The sequence below is a fragment of the Streptomyces sp. CNX435 genome (assembly GCF_059570575.1).
The window spans coordinates 1-14,661 of sequence record NZ_JCANTA010000024.1; the positions used below are offsets into that span (position 1 = coordinate 1).

The 14,661-nt window shown below is 70.0% G+C and carries 13 protein-coding genes and 1 pseudogene; 8 read left to right on the forward strand and 6 right to left on the reverse strand.

The features are described from left to right. From T328_RS29410 to serC, 5 genes are all read left to right on the forward strand, one after another. The coding region (locus tag T328_RS29410; protein WP_496499250.1) for a TreTu family toxin at window positions 1-3,846 on the forward strand (3,846 nt) is incomplete at its 5' end. Further along, a complete protein-coding gene (locus T328_RS29415) occupies window positions 3,846-4,169 on the forward strand; it encodes an immunity protein TriTu family protein (protein ID WP_496499251.1) in 324 nt (107 codons plus the stop codon). The genes T328_RS29410 and T328_RS29415, both read left to right, overlap by 1 nt. A gap of 360 nt (window positions 4,170-4,529) precedes the next feature. Then, window positions 4,530-5,381 (forward strand): helix-turn-helix domain-containing protein, encoded by an 852-nt coding sequence (locus T328_RS29420; RefSeq protein ID WP_496499252.1) that lies wholly within the window; start codon window positions 4,530-4,532, stop codon window positions 5,379-5,381. Further along, entirely contained in the window at window positions 5,378-5,563 is a 186-nt protein-coding gene (locus T328_RS29425; protein ID WP_496499253.1) for a DUF397 domain-containing protein, read from the forward strand. The genes T328_RS29420 and T328_RS29425 overlap by 4 nt, the downstream gene beginning before the upstream one ends. Window positions 5,564-5,664: 101 nt before the next feature. Beyond that, complete coding sequence (gene serC / locus T328_RS29430) at window positions 5,665-6,783, forward strand: phosphoserine transaminase (RefSeq protein ID WP_496499254.1); 1,119 nt, start codon at window positions 5,665-5,667, stop codon at window positions 6,781-6,783. A gap of 42 nt (window positions 6,784-6,825) precedes the next feature. Here serC and T328_RS29435 read toward each other — a convergent pair whose 3' ends face one another. Beyond that, window positions 6,826-7,683 (reverse strand): ABC transporter permease, encoded by an 858-nt coding sequence (locus tag T328_RS29435; protein ID WP_496499255.1) that lies wholly within the window; start codon window positions 7,681-7,683, stop codon window positions 6,826-6,828. Then, entirely contained in the window at window positions 7,680-8,690 is a 1,011-nt protein-coding gene (locus T328_RS29440) for an ATP-binding cassette domain-containing protein (RefSeq protein WP_496499256.1), read from the reverse strand. Before T328_RS29440 ends, T328_RS29435 begins: the two co-directional genes overlap by 4 nt. Before the next feature lie 134 nt (window positions 8,691-8,824). Between T328_RS29440 and T328_RS29445 the strand changes: the two genes are divergently transcribed. Continuing rightward, window positions 8,825-9,610 carry a TetR/AcrR family transcriptional regulator gene (locus T328_RS29445; protein ID WP_496499360.1) on the forward strand — a complete coding sequence of 262 codons (786 nt, stop codon included), beginning with the start codon at window positions 8,825-8,827 and terminating at the stop codon, window positions 9,608-9,610. A 7-nt stretch (window positions 9,611-9,617) separates the two neighbouring features. On the opposite strand, the gene T328_RS29450 is transcribed toward T328_RS29445, so the two are convergent. From T328_RS29450 to T328_RS29460, 3 genes are all read right to left on the reverse strand, one after another. Continuing rightward, window positions 9,618-10,706 (reverse strand): TolB-like translocation protein, encoded by a 1,089-nt coding sequence (locus tag T328_RS29450; protein ID WP_496499257.1) that lies wholly within the window; start codon window positions 10,704-10,706, stop codon window positions 9,618-9,620. A gap of 144 nt (window positions 10,707-10,850) precedes the next feature. Next, a complete protein-coding gene (locus T328_RS29455) occupies window positions 10,851-11,840 on the reverse strand; it encodes an aldo/keto reductase (RefSeq protein WP_496499258.1) in 990 nt (329 codons plus the stop codon). 154 nt (window positions 11,841-11,994) lie between these two features. Beyond that, window positions 11,995-12,939 carry a C45 family autoproteolytic acyltransferase/hydrolase gene (locus tag T328_RS29460; RefSeq protein WP_496499259.1) on the reverse strand — a complete coding sequence of 315 codons (945 nt, stop codon included), beginning with the start codon at window positions 12,937-12,939 and terminating at the stop codon, window positions 11,995-11,997. A gap of 54 nt (window positions 12,940-12,993) precedes the next feature. On the opposite strand from T328_RS29460, the pseudogene T328_RS29465 reads away from it, so the two are divergent. Continuing rightward, a pseudogene (locus tag T328_RS29465) lies at window positions 12,994-13,152 on the forward strand (aldo/keto reductase); the annotation flags it as partial. A 247-nt stretch (window positions 13,153-13,399) separates the two neighbouring features. After that, entirely contained in the window at window positions 13,400-13,990 is a 591-nt protein-coding gene (locus tag T328_RS29470) for a Uma2 family endonuclease (RefSeq protein ID WP_496499260.1), read from the forward strand. A 10-nt stretch (window positions 13,991-14,000) separates the two neighbouring features. On the opposite strand, the gene T328_RS29475 is transcribed toward T328_RS29470, so the two are convergent. After that, window positions 14,001-14,645, reverse strand: coding sequence for a 2'-5' RNA ligase family protein (locus T328_RS29475; protein ID WP_496499261.1), 645 nt, complete (start codon window positions 14,643-14,645; stop codon window positions 14,001-14,003). Between the last annotated feature and the right edge of the window lie 16 nt (window positions 14,646-14,661).

The window sequence follows — 14,661 nt, forward strand, 5'->3', positions numbered from 1 at the left end:
CAGAACCGCAAGTGGTGGGAGAAGGCGGTCGACTGGGTCAAGGACAACTGGGACACCATCGTCAACGTCTGCAAGGTCATCGTCGCCGTCCTCGGCATCGTCGCCCTCATCATCGGCGGCCCCCTCGCGCTGGTCGTCCTCGCCGCCGCCCTCGTCGTCCTCGCCGACACCCTCATGAAATACATGAACGGCGAAGCATCTCTTTGGGACGTTGCCTTCGCGGCCCTGGACTGCATCCCGGGGATGAGGGGTCTGACCACCCTCGGCGGGCTGGCGAAGATGGCCAAGGGCGGCATGAAGGCCATGAAGGGCCTCAAGGCCATGAAGGCCGGAGTGCTGGGCCTGGCCAAGCGTGGGCGCACCGTGCTTGGCGACGCGGCGCGAGGCGCCCGTGACCGGTTCAAGAGCGTGGTCAACAAGTTCACTGACCCGATCGACCTGGCCACCGGCGAGATGTACCTCCCCCAGACCGACATCGAGTTACCCGGCCTCCTGCCCCTGGCGTTCAATCGCCGTGTCGGCTCGTCGTACCGGTGTGGGTGGTGGTTCGGCCCCACCTGGACCTCCACCGTCGACCAACGACTGGAAATCGACGAGCAAGGAGTCGTCTTCATCACCGAAGACGGCCGTCTGCTGGCCTACCGCCACCCCTCCGGCCCCGATGATGCGGTCCTGCCCGACTCCGGCCCCCGCTGGCCCCTGGCCCTTCTGCAGACCGGCGGCTACACGATCACCGACCCACTCACCGGGCGCACCTGCCACTTTCGCAACCCGGACGGCGACGGTCTCGCCCTGCTGGACCAGATCTCCGACCGCAACGGCCACACCATCACCTTCGCCTACGATGATGCGGGCGCTCCGACCGGCATCCGTCACTCCGCCGGTTATCACCTCCGCCTGACGACACAGGACGACCGGGTCACCGCCCTCCACCTCGCCGGTGCCGCCGCAGACGGCACCGATGTGGAGATCAAGCGCTTCGGGTACGACGAGGACGGCAACCTCACCGAGGACTACAACTCCTCCGGCCTCCCGCTGACCTTCACCTACGACGACCGCCTGCGCGTCACCTCCTGGACCGACCGCAACAACCACTCCTACGCCTACACCTACGACCAACACGACCGCTGCATCGCTGAAGGCGGCGAAGCCGGTCACATCGCTCTCACCCTCACCTACGGCACCACCGACCCCACCTGGCCCGGCTGCACCCTCACCACTCTCACCGCAGCCGACGGCTCGACCACCCGCTTCGTCATCAACGACAACTCCCAGGTCATCGGCGAAATCAACCCCCTCGGCGCGATCACACGCACCGAGTACGACGACCACCACAACCTCATCGCCGAGACCAACCCCCTCGGCCACACCACCCGCTACACCTACGACGGCGACCACCGCTGTACCACCGTCGCCCGCCCCGATGGCAGCGAGACTCACGCGGTCTACGACCGCCACCCCTCCCCTGTCGAGCTGATCAGTGCCGACGGCACGGTCTGGCACCAGACCCTCGACGAGCGCGGCAACCGAATCGCCCTGACGGACCCGGCCGGCCACACCACCCACTACGCCTACGACGACGCAGGCCGGCTGGCATCAGTCACCGATCCCCTGGGCGCGGTCACCGAGTTGGAGTGCAACGCCGCAGGCTTGACCACCCGTATCACCGATCCCACCGGCGGCATCGCAACCTACGAATGGGACGACTTCGGCCGTCTGATCGCCGCCACGGATCCCACCGGCGCCACCACCCGCCTGGAGTGGACCGTCGAAGGCCAGCCCGCCCGCCAGGTCGGGCCCGACGGCGCCGAGCAGCGGTGGACCTACGACGGCGAAGGCAACTGCCTGACCCTCACCAACCCCGCCGGGCACACGACAGCGTTCACCTACACCCACTTCGACCGGCTCGCCACCCGCACCGACCCCGACGGCACCACCCACACCTTCACCCACGACCACCAGCTACGCCTCACCCAGGTCACCAACCCCCTAGGACTCACCTGGGACTACACCTACGACCCCGCCGGCCACCTCATCGCCGAATCCGACTTCGACCACCGCCGGACCACTTACGAACTCGACCCCGCCGGCCGGCTCCGCACCCGCACCACCCCCCTCGGCACGACCCTCACCTACCAGCGCGACGCCCTCGGCCGTCTCACCGAGAAGAACACCGGCGACACCGTCACCCGCTACACCTACGACTCGGCCGGCCGACTCGCATCAGCCACCAGCCCTGACGGTGAACTCAGCCTGCAACGCGACCTGAACGGGCAGATCACCGCGGAGGTGTGGAACGGGGAAACCGTCTCCTTCGCATACGACCCAGCTGGCCGCCGCGCCCACCGAACCACTCCGTCCGGCCACGTCAGCACCTACGCCTACGACACCGCCGGCCGCCGCACCCGGCTCACGACCGGCAACCACACCGTGGACTTCGCCCACGACGCCGCCGGACGTGAAACCGAACGCAGCATCGGCGCCCTCTCCCTCGTCTCGGACTGGGACCCCGCCGGCCGCCTCACCCGGCAGACCCTCACCGCGGGGCCCGCTCCCGTCCAATCCCGCGCCTACACCTACCGCCCGGACGGCTACCTCCTCGCCCTGGACGACCGGCTCTCCGGCAACCAGACCTTCGACCTCGACCCCGTCGGCCGCGTCACCCAGATCACCGCCGGCGACTGGACCGAGACGTACGCCTACGACTCCCTCGGTGCCCAGTCCACCGCCACCTGGCCCGCTGAACACGCCGCCCACGACGCTTCAGGACAGCGCACCCACACCGGCACCACCCTCACCCGTGCAGGCCGTTACCGCTACCAGCACGACGACGCCGGACGACTGATTCGCCGCACGCGGACCCGCATCTCCAAGAAGCCCGAGACCTGGCGCTTCGCATACGACACCGAAAATCGCCTCACGCACGTAGCCACCCCCGACGGCACCGAATGGCGCTACGCCTACGACCCCCTCGGCCGCAGACGCAGCAAGACCCGCGTCGCCCCCGGCACCGACGCGACCGCCGAAAAGATCACCTTCGCCTATGACGGCCCTACCCTCATCGAACAGACCACCCATCTACCCAACCCCATCACCGTCACCTGGGACCACGACGGCGTCGCCCCGATCTCCCAGACCGAGCACATCACCGACGCCACCACCCAGGACGAGATCGACGTCCGCTTCTTCGCCATCGTCACCGACCTCGTCGGCACGCCTCGCGAACTCGTCACCCCCGACGGCGACATCGCCTGGCGCACCCGCACCATCCTCTACGGCACCACCACATGGAACCGAGAAGCGACCGCCCACACCCCGCTCCGCTTCCCCGGCCAGTACGCCGACCCGGAAACCGGCCTCCACTACAACCTGCACCGCTACTACGACCCCACCACCGCCCACTACACCACCCCCGACCCCCTCGGCCTCGAACCCCACCCCAACCCCACCACCTACGTCCACAACCCCCACACCTGGGCCGACCCCCTCGGGCTCTCGCCATACGGCACTATGGGCGGTGGCGATGATCCGGTTCGGGTGGGCCGCTGGATGTCCCGGGCCGAGCACGATGCGATGGTCCAGTCCGGCGTCGTCCAGGAGGGCGCCGGTGGCACAACCTATGTGGCGCATCCCGCGGACCCGGCCGCGTACGGCCGTCAGGCCGCGCCCGGCACGGGCTACGTGGAGTTCGACGTCCCGCGTAGTTCCCTGTATCCGGCGGGCGAGCCCGGGTGGGCTCAGATCCCCGGGCCGAACTCGCTGCAGGCTCGCCTCGCAGTGCGTCGCGGACTGCCGGTGCCGCAGTTCCCGGAGGCGTCGAACATCCAGTGGCTGATGGAGAAGTGATGACGGTCCACGAGTTCCTTTTTCCGGCGCTGCGCGCCTGGGTCGAGGTGAGGCGGGAGTCCCTGGCCGCGGAGGGGGTCGCGCTGGACCTGGACGAGTCCCGGTCCGGGTGGGTCAAGGCGAGCATTGCCTTGGCGGTGGACGGACCGGATGCGGTCGGCCAGCTGACGGTGTGGGAAAACGGGGAGGCTGAGTTGGAGTACGGCGCCGTGGCCACCGGCCAAGTCGTTGCCGAGCACCGCAGCCTGGCGTCCGTCGAGGACCTGCACCGGGCCCTGGACGACTTGGTCCGCTTGCAGCACGAGGGGCCCGGGCGGCCGTGAGTTCAGCCGAGGGACGGCGTCAGGGCAGGGGGAGGCATCAAAATTGAACCAACTGAACGGCGACCTGGCCACCTTCCACTCCACCGCCGAGTTGTCCATCACCGTGAACGTCGACCGGCCGCAGACACCGCCCACGAGCGGTTAAAACGGTACGGAGGTTGTCCGGCTCACTCCACGCTCCAGACGAACGCTGAGTTCAGGGAGCGGCAAGAACGGGGGCGCCAAGGTACGTCCCACAACCACCTGCGCGTACGGTGAGTATGCGTACGCGCACGCAGGGTGGACAACGCTCGTAACCGTCCGTAAGCATGGGTGGGTTGGGCGTGAGGTGCGGGGTGTGTGTGCGGGAGGTGGCTGGGGATGGCCGAGGGAGTGGTTGGTGCGGGCGGCGGGGCCTGCGGGGGTGAACCGGAGGCGTCGGACAGTCTGAAGACGTTCGGCGCGATGGTCCAAGCGCTGCGCAAGCACGCGGGGTTGAGCCGGGAGCAGCGCGGGGAACTTGTGCGGTTCTCGAAGCACACGGTGGCGGCGATCGAGGGCGGCCGCCGGATGCCGCCACCGGACTTCGTGGAGCGGGCGGAGCCGGTGCTCGGCAACACGGGCGCACTGCGGGAGTCGGCGCAGCATCTGGTGCGGAAGCCGGGACTGGCGCGGTGGTTCCGGCAGTGGGCCCAGCTGGAGCGAGAGGCGATCAGTCTCTATACGTACGAGTGTCGGCTGATCCCGGGCCTGTTGCAGACCGAGGCGTACGCGCGGACGCTCCATGAGCACCATCTTCCGCCGATGGCGGACGATGCGATCGAGGCCCAGTGGGTTGCACGAGCGGAGCGGCAACGCCTGCTGCGCGAGCGGACGAACACCGCGTTCAACTTCATCCTGGAGGAGTACCTGTTCCAGCGCCGGACGGGTGGGGAGACAGTAGCGCGCGAGCTGATCGACCATGTGCTAGAAGTCGCTCGACTGCGCAACGCGAAGATCCAGATTATGCCCCTTGCTCAGGACGCTCATCCCGGGCTGGCCGGGCCGATGCAACTGCTGGAGACCCCGGAGAACCACTGGTACGCCTACAACGAGGCGCAGCGCGGCGGGCTGTTCATCTCTGACCGGAAAGAGATCAGCGTGCTCCAGCAGCGGTATGCCAGGATGTGCGCGCAGGCTCTCACCCCTGAGGACTCCGTGAGCCTCTTGCAGCGGATGCGAGGAGCGCAATGAGCACCAGTGACCTGGCCTGGTTCAAGTCCAGCTACAGCAGCAGCAGCGACGGAGACTGCGTCGAGGTCGCCGCCTGCCCCTCCGTCGTCCACCTCCGCGACTCCAAGGACAAGACCGGCCCTCAGCTCTCCTTCACCCCCGACGCCTGGGCCGACTTCGTCGCCTTCGCCCGCCGGCTCTGACCCGTACGGCGCTCACCGCGGGCTGCCCACCACGTGGGTGTTCTCGTCTCAGAGCGTGGACGGAGCGTCGTCGCGTCCGGGTCGGGTCGTAGGCTTCGGGGGTGGCTGAGATCGAGATTCCTGCTGACATCAAGCCCGCCGACGGACGCTTCGGGTCGGGTCCGTCCAAGGTGCGTACCGAGGCGCTTGAGGCCCTGGCCGCCACCGGCTCCGCCCTCCTCGGCACCTCCCACCGGCAGGCTCCCGTGCGGGACCTGGTCGGGCGGGTGCGGGACGGGGTGCGTGAGCTGTTCGCGTTGCCGGAGGGGTACGAGGTGGTCCTCGGCAACGGTGGGTCCACCGCGTTCTGGGACATCGCCACGCACGGGCTGATCGAGCGCAAGTCGCAGCACCTGTCCTTCGGCGAGTTCTCCTCGAAGTTCGCGAAGGCCGCCAAGCTCGCCCCGTGGCTGGACGAGCCGACCGTCGTGACGTCCGAGCCCGGTACGCACCCGGAGGCGCGCGCCGAGGCCGGGGTCGACGTGTACGCGCTGACGCACAACGAGACCTCCACCGGCGTCGCCATGCCGCTGCGCCGGGTCGCGGGGGCCGACGGCGGGGCGCTCGTGCTCGTCGACGCGACGTCCGGGGCCGGCGGGCTGCCGGTGGACGTGGCCGAGACGGACGTGTACTACTTCGCGCCGCAGAAGTCCTTCGCCTCCGACGGCGGGCTGTGGGTCGCCGCGTTCTCCCCGGCCGCGCTGGAGCGCGCCGCCCGCGTGCACGCCTCCGGGCGGCACGTGCCGGAGTTCTTCTCGCTGCCCACGGCGATCGACAACTCCCGCAAGAACCAGACGTACAACACCCCCGCCCTCGCCACCCTCTTCCTCCTCGCCGACCAGCTGGACTGGCTGAACGGGCAGGGCGGGCTGGACTGGGCCGTACGGCGCACCGCCGCGTCCGCCCGTACGCTCTACAACTGGGCCGAGGAGACGAAGGCCGCCACGCCGTTCGTCGCCGACCCGGCGCAGCGCTCGCAGGTCGTCGGCACGATCGACTTCTCCGACGACGTGGACGCCGCCGCCGTCGCCAAGACGCTGCGCGCCAACGGCATCGTGGACACCGAGCCGTACCGCAAGCTCGGCCGCAACCAGCTCCGGGTCGCCATGTACCCCGCGGTCGACCCCGCCGACGTCGAGGCGCTGACCCGCTGCATCGACTTCGTCCTCGAACGGATCTGACGACCATCAGGCCCCTGCGGCTTGCCGCAGGGGCCTGATGCGTCAGTGCGACAGGCGCTGGTACTTCCGCACCGCCAGCGGCAGGAACACCGCCGTGATCACCACCGGCCACACCACCGCCATCAGCATCGCGTGCTGCTCGATCCACGAGTCGCCCAGCCGCCCCGGGTTGCCGAACAGCTCGCGCACCGCGTTGGCCGTGGACGACACCGGGTTCCACATCGCGATCGCGCCCAGCCAGTCCGGCATGTCCGCGGGTGACGCGAAGACGCTGGAGACCATGCCGAAGGGGAACGCGATCGCGAAGAGGTTGCCCGCCGCCTCCTGGTTGGGCACCAGCAGGCCGAGCACCACCCCGACCCAGATCAGCGCGAAGCGCAGCCACAGCAGCAGCGCGAAGGCCGCCGCGGTCTCCAGCACCGTGCCGTCCGAGCGCCAGCCGATGATCAGCGCGATCGACGCCATCACCACCAGGTCCAGCGCGGCGCCGATGAGGTCGGAGACGCCCCGGCCGCTGACGACGGCGGAGGGGGACATCGGCATGGAGCGGAAGCGGTCGGTGATGCCGTGCTCCTTGTCGATGGCGATCAGCATGGCGGTGTTCATGAACCCGAAGGCCATGGTCATCGCGAACATGCCGGGCATCGCGTACGACTTGTAGGCGTCCGCGCCGCCCTCCATCGCGCTGCCGAAGACGTACACGAACAGCAGCACGGAGACGACGGGGAAGCCGAGCTGCCAGGCGATGTTCGACGGCTGCCGGCGGTAGTGCAGCAGGCCGCGGCGTACGACGGTCCAGCAGTCGGCGAACGCCCACTTCAGCGCCCCGCCGGGGGCCTGTTCGCGGGTGGGCGGACGGTGCCGCCGCCCGCCCGCCGCGGTGTCGGTGGCGGTGCTCATACGACCTCGGCCTCCTCTTTCTCTCCGGTCTTCGCGGTCTTCGCGGGCGTCTCCGTCTCGGCCGTGGTGTGGCCCGTCAGGCTCAGGAACACGTCGTCGAGCGTCGGTCGCCGCAGCGCTATGTCGTCCACCGCGACCCCCTCGTCCTGCAGCGTGCGCGCCACCTCCGTCAGCGCCGCGACCCGGTCGGTGACCGCGCCGTGCACGCGCAGCTCCTCCAGGTCGATGGCCGGTTCGGCGCCGGAGACCCGGGCGACGGCCTTGACCGCGTCCGGGATCTCCTCCGCCGAGCCGACGACGACCTCGATACGGTCGCCGCCGACGGCGTTCTTCAGCGCGGCCGGGGTGTCGTCGGCGATCGTCCGGCCGCTGTCGATGACCGCGATGCGGTCGGCGAGCTTGTCGGCCTCGTCCAGGTACTGCGTGGTGAGCAGCACGGTGGTGCCGTCGGCCACCAGGCCGCGCACCGCTTCCCACACCTCGCCGCGACCGCGCGGATCCAGGCCGGTGGTCGGCTCGTCCATGAACAGCACGTCCGGCGCGAGGATCATGCTCGACGCCAGGTCGAGCCGGCGCCGCATGCCGCCGCTGTACTCCTTCGCGCCCTTGTCCGCCGCGTCCGTCAGGCCGAACTGCTCCAGCAGCTCCGCCGCGCGCTCGCGGGCGCGCCGGGAGCCGAGGTGGAACAGCCGGGCGAACATCTCCAGGTTCTGCCGGCCGGTCAGCACCTCGTCCACCGCCGCGTACTGCCCGGCGAGGCCGATCCGCCGGCGTACCTTGACCGGCTCCTTCATCACGTCGTGCCCGCCCACCCGGGCCTGTCCGCCGTCCAGGCGGATGAGGGTGGACAGGATCCGTACCGCGGTGGTCTTGCCCGCGCCGTTCGGGCCGAGCAGGCCGTAGACGGTGCCGTACGGCACGGTCAGGTCGAATCCGGCGAGGGCCCGCTTCTCTCCATAGCGCTTCTGCACGCCGTCCGCCACGACGGCGTCGGCCGAGCTTGCCATCACGCTCTTCCTCCCCTATCTGAGTACGCCGTACTCATTTACGCATACGGTGTACGCAGATGGCAAGTCCCCAGCTAGACTCGGGTTCCATGGCGGGAACGGAACACAGCGGCAGCGGCGACCTCAGCCGCAGCATGGCCCTGCTCTGGGGCATGGAGGAGCGCGCCAAGCGCGGCCCGAAGCCCGGCATCTCGGTGGCGCGGATCGTCGACGCGGCCATCCGCATCGCCGACGCCGAGGGGCTGGAGGCGGTCTCGATGCGCAAGATCGCCGGGTGCCTGGGCGTGGGCACCATGTCGCTTTACCGGTACGTGCCCGGCAAGGCGGAGCTGCTCGACCTGATGCTCGACGGCGTCAGCCCCGTCGAACCGGAGGACATCGAACGCTTCCGGAACTGGACCTGGCGGGAGCGGCTGCGGGGTCTGGCCCAGAGCTTCTGGCAGCGCTACCTCGACCATCCCTGGCTGCTCCACGTCGACCAGGGCCGGCCTGTGCTCGGTCCCAACGGCCTGGACGGCTTCGAACTCGCTCTCAGCGGCTTCGACGAACTGCCGCTCACCGACCAGGAGAAGGTCGGCTTCGTCGTCGCGGTCGACGCCACCGCCGCCGGCCTCGCCCGGACCCATGTCAACGCCAAGCAGGCGGAGGCGCGGACCGGGATCAGCGATCAGGAGTTCTGGGAGGCGCAGTCTCCGGCGCTGGAGTCGGCGATGGAGTCCGGGCGCTATCCGCGGATCGCCAAGCTCGCCGACGACGCCTTCTCCGGGCTGGACGAGGAGGCGTTGATGTTCGCGATGGACCGGATGCTCGACGGCCTGGAGGCACTGCTCGAACACCGCCGCAAGACGGGATGGGCTCCGCCGCAGCAGACGGCGAGGACCTTCGACGGAACGGAGTGCCGCGAGGGGGAGACGGTCTGAGGGGCGCTCAGTCCGGGCGCGGGCGCCGCACCAGCGCGCGGAACAGCAGCAGCACCGCCGCGATAACCCCGCCCGCCATCAGCACCGTCGCCACCGGACTGCGGTCCCCGTCCTCACCGGAGCCCCCGCTCGCGCCGTCCCCCGAACCGCTCCCGGACCCCTCCGACTCCCCGCCCGACTCCTCGCCGGAACCCCCCTCGGCCTCCCGCCACACCAGGTCGCTCCGCTCCCCCTCGCTGCCGAACACGATCGCCGACCCGTCCGCCGTGTACGTCATCGACTCGCCCTGCGACTGCAGCGGCACGTCCAGCCGCCCGTCCTCCTTAGGCTCGCCGTCCGCGAAGCGGTACATCCGCCCGCCCACGTAGCTGCGCAGCGCCATCCTGGTGCCGTCCGGCGAGAACGCCCCGTCCGTCACCCACAGGTTGACCGGCGCGACCCGCCGGAAGACGTTCATCGACCCGGTCGACAGCTCCTCCGGTCCGACGTACAGCGCCGCGCCCCCGTCCTCCTTCTTACTGACGACGTACACCCGCCCGGACTTCGGGTGCACCATCAGCGCCTCCGCGTCGCGCGGCCCGTCCTCGTACTGCACCTCGTACTGCACGGCGTCCACCGTCGCGTCCGCTAGCCGCTTCGGCTCCGGGAAGCGGTAGACCCACACGTACGACCAGGAGCCGCCCATGTTGTCGCCGATGTCGCCGACGTAGAGCTGGTTGTCGGGCCCGAGCGAGATGGCCTCGACGTCGCGCGGCTCGCCTATGCCGCGCAGCGTGATCGTGGCCAGCGTCTCGCCGGTCTCGCCGTCGACGGCGTAGACGTACGGGCCGTCCTCGGAGTCGTTGTGCGTCCAGTACACGCCGTCGTGCTGCCGGCTGGCGGCCAGGCCGCTGGACTCGGTGATCCGGGGGTCGGTGAGGATCACGTCGTCCTGCGCCGCGGCGGGCGGGGCGTACGCGGCGGACGTCGCCAACGCCGCCGAGGTGAGCAGGGCGGCGGCGGTCGGCAGAAGGGAGAGCCGGCGGGAGGGCGGGCCGGAGGGCTGACAGGAAGACTGGCCGGAGGGCGGACGGGAGGGCGGAGAGGCGGCGGGCATGGCGCTAAGCCTGCCATGCGGGGATACCCGGTCGCGTTTCGGATGCGCTGGCTCAGAGCGCGCTCGAAGGACCTGGCTTGATCCTCATGAGGTATACGCAGCGCGCCGACCGCCGCCTCCCACTCCCCCTGCGGATCTGCTACGTCACCATGCGAAGGCTTCGGGAGACGGCCCCGGCCCCGGGAAGACATCGTCGAAAGCCGCAAGAAGCTCCTCGCCCAGGTCCAGGTCGAGGGCGCGCAGCGCCGAGTCCAGCTGCTCCTGCGTGCGCGGCCCGACGATCGGTCCTGTCACACCGGGACGGGTCAGCAACCAGGCCAGGGCGGCCTCGCCCGGTTCGATGCCGTGGTTGTCCAGCAGGTTCTCGTACGCCTGGATCTGCTCGCGCGTGCGAGCGTCCTTGAGGGCGTCGGCGGCCCGTCCGCTCGCCCGGCGCCCCTGCGTGACCTCCTTCTTGAGGACTCCGCCGAGCAGCCCGCCGTGCAGCGGCGACCACGGGATGACGCCGAGGCCGTAGTCCTGCGCGGCGGGGATGACCTCCATCTCCGCACGGCGCTCGGCGAGGTTGTAGAGGCACTGCTCGCTGACGAGCCCGACCCGGCCGTGTGTCTTCGCGACCTCGTTGGCCTGGGCGATCTTGTAGCCGGGGAAGTTCGAGGAACCGGCGTACAGGATCTTCCCCTGCTGGATCAGGACGTCGATCGCCTGCCAGATCTCCTCGAACGGCGTCGACCGGTCGATGTGATGGAACTGGTAGACGTCGATGTAGTCGGTCTGGAGCCGCTTGAGGGAAGCGTCCACGGCGCGGCGTATGTTCACGGCGCTGAGCCGGTCATGGTTGGGCCAGGCCGGTCCGTCGGTGCCCATGTTCCCGTAGACCTTGGTGGCCAGGACCGTCTTGTCACGACGCCCGCCGCCCTTGGCGAACCAGGCACCGACGATCTCCTCGGTGCGGCCCTTGTTATCGCCCCACCCGTACACGTTTGCCGTGTCAAAGAAGTTCAGCCCCGCATCGAGCGCCGCATCCATGAGGGTGTGGCTGGTGGCTTCATCCGTCTGCGGCCCGAAGTTCATCGTGCCGAGCACGAGGCGACTGACCTTGAGTCCGGTGCGTCCCAGCTGCGTGTATTTCATAGACGTCAAGCGAACCCCTTCGAGTCCACTCCAAGCAAGGCGGGTCACGTCCGGCGGGTGGCGGGGCCGGCCGGGGGACGGCCTGTCGGCGGCGGGTGAAATCACGTTCTTGCAAGATCTTCGTGCCGGGGTGGGCAGGAGTCCGGAAAACCTCTCAGCTGGCCCGGCCCAGGGTCACGGTGCGGGATCCGGGTGCGAAGTCACCGAAGGACTGTTGCCAGGACTCACCGGGCCATGCGTACGTCACACGGCCCTCGACGGGCCGGTAGCAGGCCGTGTAGAGCGTTCTCGACCCCTGCTCGTCGACGGATCGATACAGCGGCGGCTTCAGCATCGCCGCCACGTCCGCACCCGCGGCGCGAATGGCGCGCAGCCGCTCCTGCGTTCGCATGGCCCGCTCCTGCTCGTCGGTCACCGGCAGGTGCTGGTGATTGGCGGCGCAGGCATCCGGGGCCACCGTCGGCGCCATGTCCGGCCCCACGAACACCGTCACCGCCTTCGCGGGATCGACAAGGGTGAGGTTCTGGGGGACGGCGATGGGCAGGGATCGCAGCCTGCCGACCGCCTCGTCGACGGTGTCGCACGTCTCCAGCAGGTAGCGGACGACGATGAGAATGGCGAAGCCGCGTCCGTAGACGGAACGTCCGCCCCAGGTGAGCGAGACCGCGAGACCGGCGTCGTTCATCCCGTCCTGCAAGCCCCACAGCATGTCCTGCATCCCGATCACGGGGCGCAGGAAGCAGGAGGAGACGATGGTGCCCTCGCACTGATCGGGCCGCAAGTCGTAGTTGCGCAGCAGCGTGCCGTTCCCGCCGATCTGGGTGCAGCCCGGGGAGAACGGCCGCAGGGCCGCGTGGGTGAGGAAGACTTCCGCCTCGGGCCGGTCGAGTTGGCCGGCCAGGCGGTCCAGAACCGGGACCAGTTCCGGCATGTGCGTACGGAACAGCGCCCGAACACGATCCGCGCCCTCTTGGGTCCGGCCCTCCTCGGTCAGCAGGCCCGCCATCTCCTGCCACAGGGCCCGGGCGTAGGCGGCCCACCGCCCGTCGCCGCCGTCGCCGACCTCGATCGCCTGGAAGGTCATGTGCTGTTGCCGCATGGCTGCCACTCCCCCTGGGAGAATCGGATGAGGTGAGGGCAACCTAGATAATTGGGCACGCATTCGCCAGGTGTGGGCCCGCGCACGAGGGAGCAGCTGACGTCGGCGCTGCCGACGCTGGAGCTGACGCTGTCCGACGAGCTGCCGGCGTCGCTCGACGAGGTCTTCCCGGGCCCGGGTCCGGGTCCGTCCCCGGAGGCGTTCGCCCGGTAGCGGTGGCCGGGCCGGGCTGACCGGGTTCAGCCGCCGAAGGCGGCGGCGATGGCGACGACGGCGAAGATCAGCACGAGCGTGGCGCTGACGACGCGGATGCGGGTCTTGGCGTTCACGCGTACGAGCTTACGGGCCCGCCGCCCCGGGCGAAGCGCCCGGGGCGGCGGTAACGGGCCGTAACGGCTCACCGTGAGTATCGTTGTACTACCGGCTGCGGTGTTGGGTCGCAGCGGGGAGGAGCGGCACGATGACCGTCGTGGAGACCGACAGGATCGAGATGGCCGACGAGAGCGACGAGCTCACCCTCGACATGATGTTCGAGTGGCTGGAGCGCATGCCCGTCCCCGAGGGATACAAGGTTGAGATCGTCGAGGGGAAGATCTGCATGTCGCCGCAGCGGCAGACGCACTGGGAGATCACGCTCACCATCATCGAGCAACTGCGTGACCAGTATCCCCGAAGGCGCCTCGCCTCCGACGTCCGCATCGACTTCCCCGGCTACCTGAACGGCTTCGCCTCCGACGTCACCGCGCTGGCAGAGAGCGCCGTACGCGGGAGCGAAGGTCGCTGGCGCCCGCAAGACGTGGAATTCGTGGCCGAGGTGATCTCCAAAACGACCGCTACCAACGACTACGGCCCGAAGAAGACCGCATACGCCACCGCCGGCGTGCCGGTCTATCTGATCGCCGACCCGTACACCGGCAAGTGCCATCTCTACAAGTTGCCCAAAGACGGCGAGTACCGCAGCAAAACCACCCTCGACTTCGGTGAGCAGATCGATCTCACCGACACCCCCGTCGGGCTCAAGCTGGCCACCGACGAGTTCCCGCGCGACTGAGCGCCCCGCGCTACGTCTCGCCCCGCCCCAACGGCCAGGCGGCCAGGGTCTCGTAGTCGGGTTGGGCGCCCTTCTCGCCCGGGGGCGGTGGGTGGCTGCGGATCAGGGTGAGGGCGGGGACCGGGCGCTGGGCGGTGGCGAAGTCGCGTAGGGCGTACGTGAACGGGGTGAGGTCCGCGCCGCCGCCGTGGCGTTGGCGGGCCAGCGTCAGGTGCGGGCGATAGCGGCGCTCCCCGCGCCCACCGACCCCAGCTCCGGCACCGACCCCGGCACCGGCTCCGCGCCCGCCCCCGGTCCCGCCCTCCACCCCCGCCGTGCGGCGCCCCGCCGCCTCCGCGCCCGCAGCCAGCCGGCCCAGCTCCTCGACGTCGCCCGCCGCCTCCGTCCACAGCGCCGTGTCCGAGACCCGCCCGCCGCCCGCCAGCCCCAGCGCCACCGCCCCCCGCCGCCGCGCCGCCGCCCGCGCCAGCCGCTCGCCCAGCTCCGCGACGGAGCCGGCCGGCACCTCCCCGTAGAACGCCACCGTGACGTGCCACCCCTCCGGCCGGGTCCAGCGCAGCCGCCCGGCGTCCGGCAGCGCCCGCAGCCGCTCCACCGCTCCGGCCAGCTCCGCCAGCACCTCCGGGGGCGGGATCACCGCGGCGAACAGCTTCATCGGAACCGACCGCCTT

Excerpts from the sequence above, each read along its gene's own strand:
- T328_RS29415 (WP_496499251.1), top strand. The coding sequence starts at position 3,846 with ATGACGGTCCACGAGTTCCTTTTTCCGGCGCTGCGCGCCTGGGTCGAG.
- T328_RS29420 (WP_496499252.1), top strand. The coding sequence starts at position 4,530 with ATGGCCGAGGGAGTGGTTGGTGCGGGCGGCGGGGCCTGCGGGGGTGAA.
- T328_RS29425 (WP_496499253.1), top strand. The coding sequence starts at position 5,378 with ATGAGCACCAGTGACCTGGCCTGGTTCAAGTCCAGCTACAGCAGCAGC.
- T328_RS29435 (WP_496499255.1), bottom strand. The coding sequence starts at position 7,683 with ATGAGCACCGCCACCGACACCGCGGCGGGCGGGCGGCGGCACCGTCCG.
- T328_RS29440 (WP_496499256.1), bottom strand. The coding sequence starts at position 8,690 with ATGGCAAGCTCGGCCGACGCCGTCGTGGCGGACGGCGTGCAGAAGCGC.
- T328_RS29445 (WP_496499360.1), top strand. The coding sequence starts at position 8,825 with ATGGCCCTGCTCTGGGGCATGGAGGAGCGCGCCAAGCGCGGCCCGAAG.
- T328_RS29450 (WP_496499257.1), bottom strand. The coding sequence starts at position 10,706 with ATGCCCGCCGCCTCTCCGCCCTCCCGTCCGCCCTCCGGCCAGTCTTCC.
- T328_RS29455 (WP_496499258.1), bottom strand. The coding sequence starts at position 11,840 with ATGAAATACACGCAGCTGGGACGCACCGGACTCAAGGTCAGTCGCCTC.
- T328_RS29460 (WP_496499259.1), bottom strand. The coding sequence starts at position 12,939 with ATGCGGCAACAGCACATGACCTTCCAGGCGATCGAGGTCGGCGACGGC.
- T328_RS29470 (WP_496499260.1), top strand. The coding sequence starts at position 13,400 with ATGACCGTCGTGGAGACCGACAGGATCGAGATGGCCGACGAGAGCGAC.
- T328_RS29475 (WP_496499261.1), bottom strand. The coding sequence starts at position 14,645 with ATGAAGCTGTTCGCCGCGGTGATCCCGCCCCCGGAGGTGCTGGCGGAG.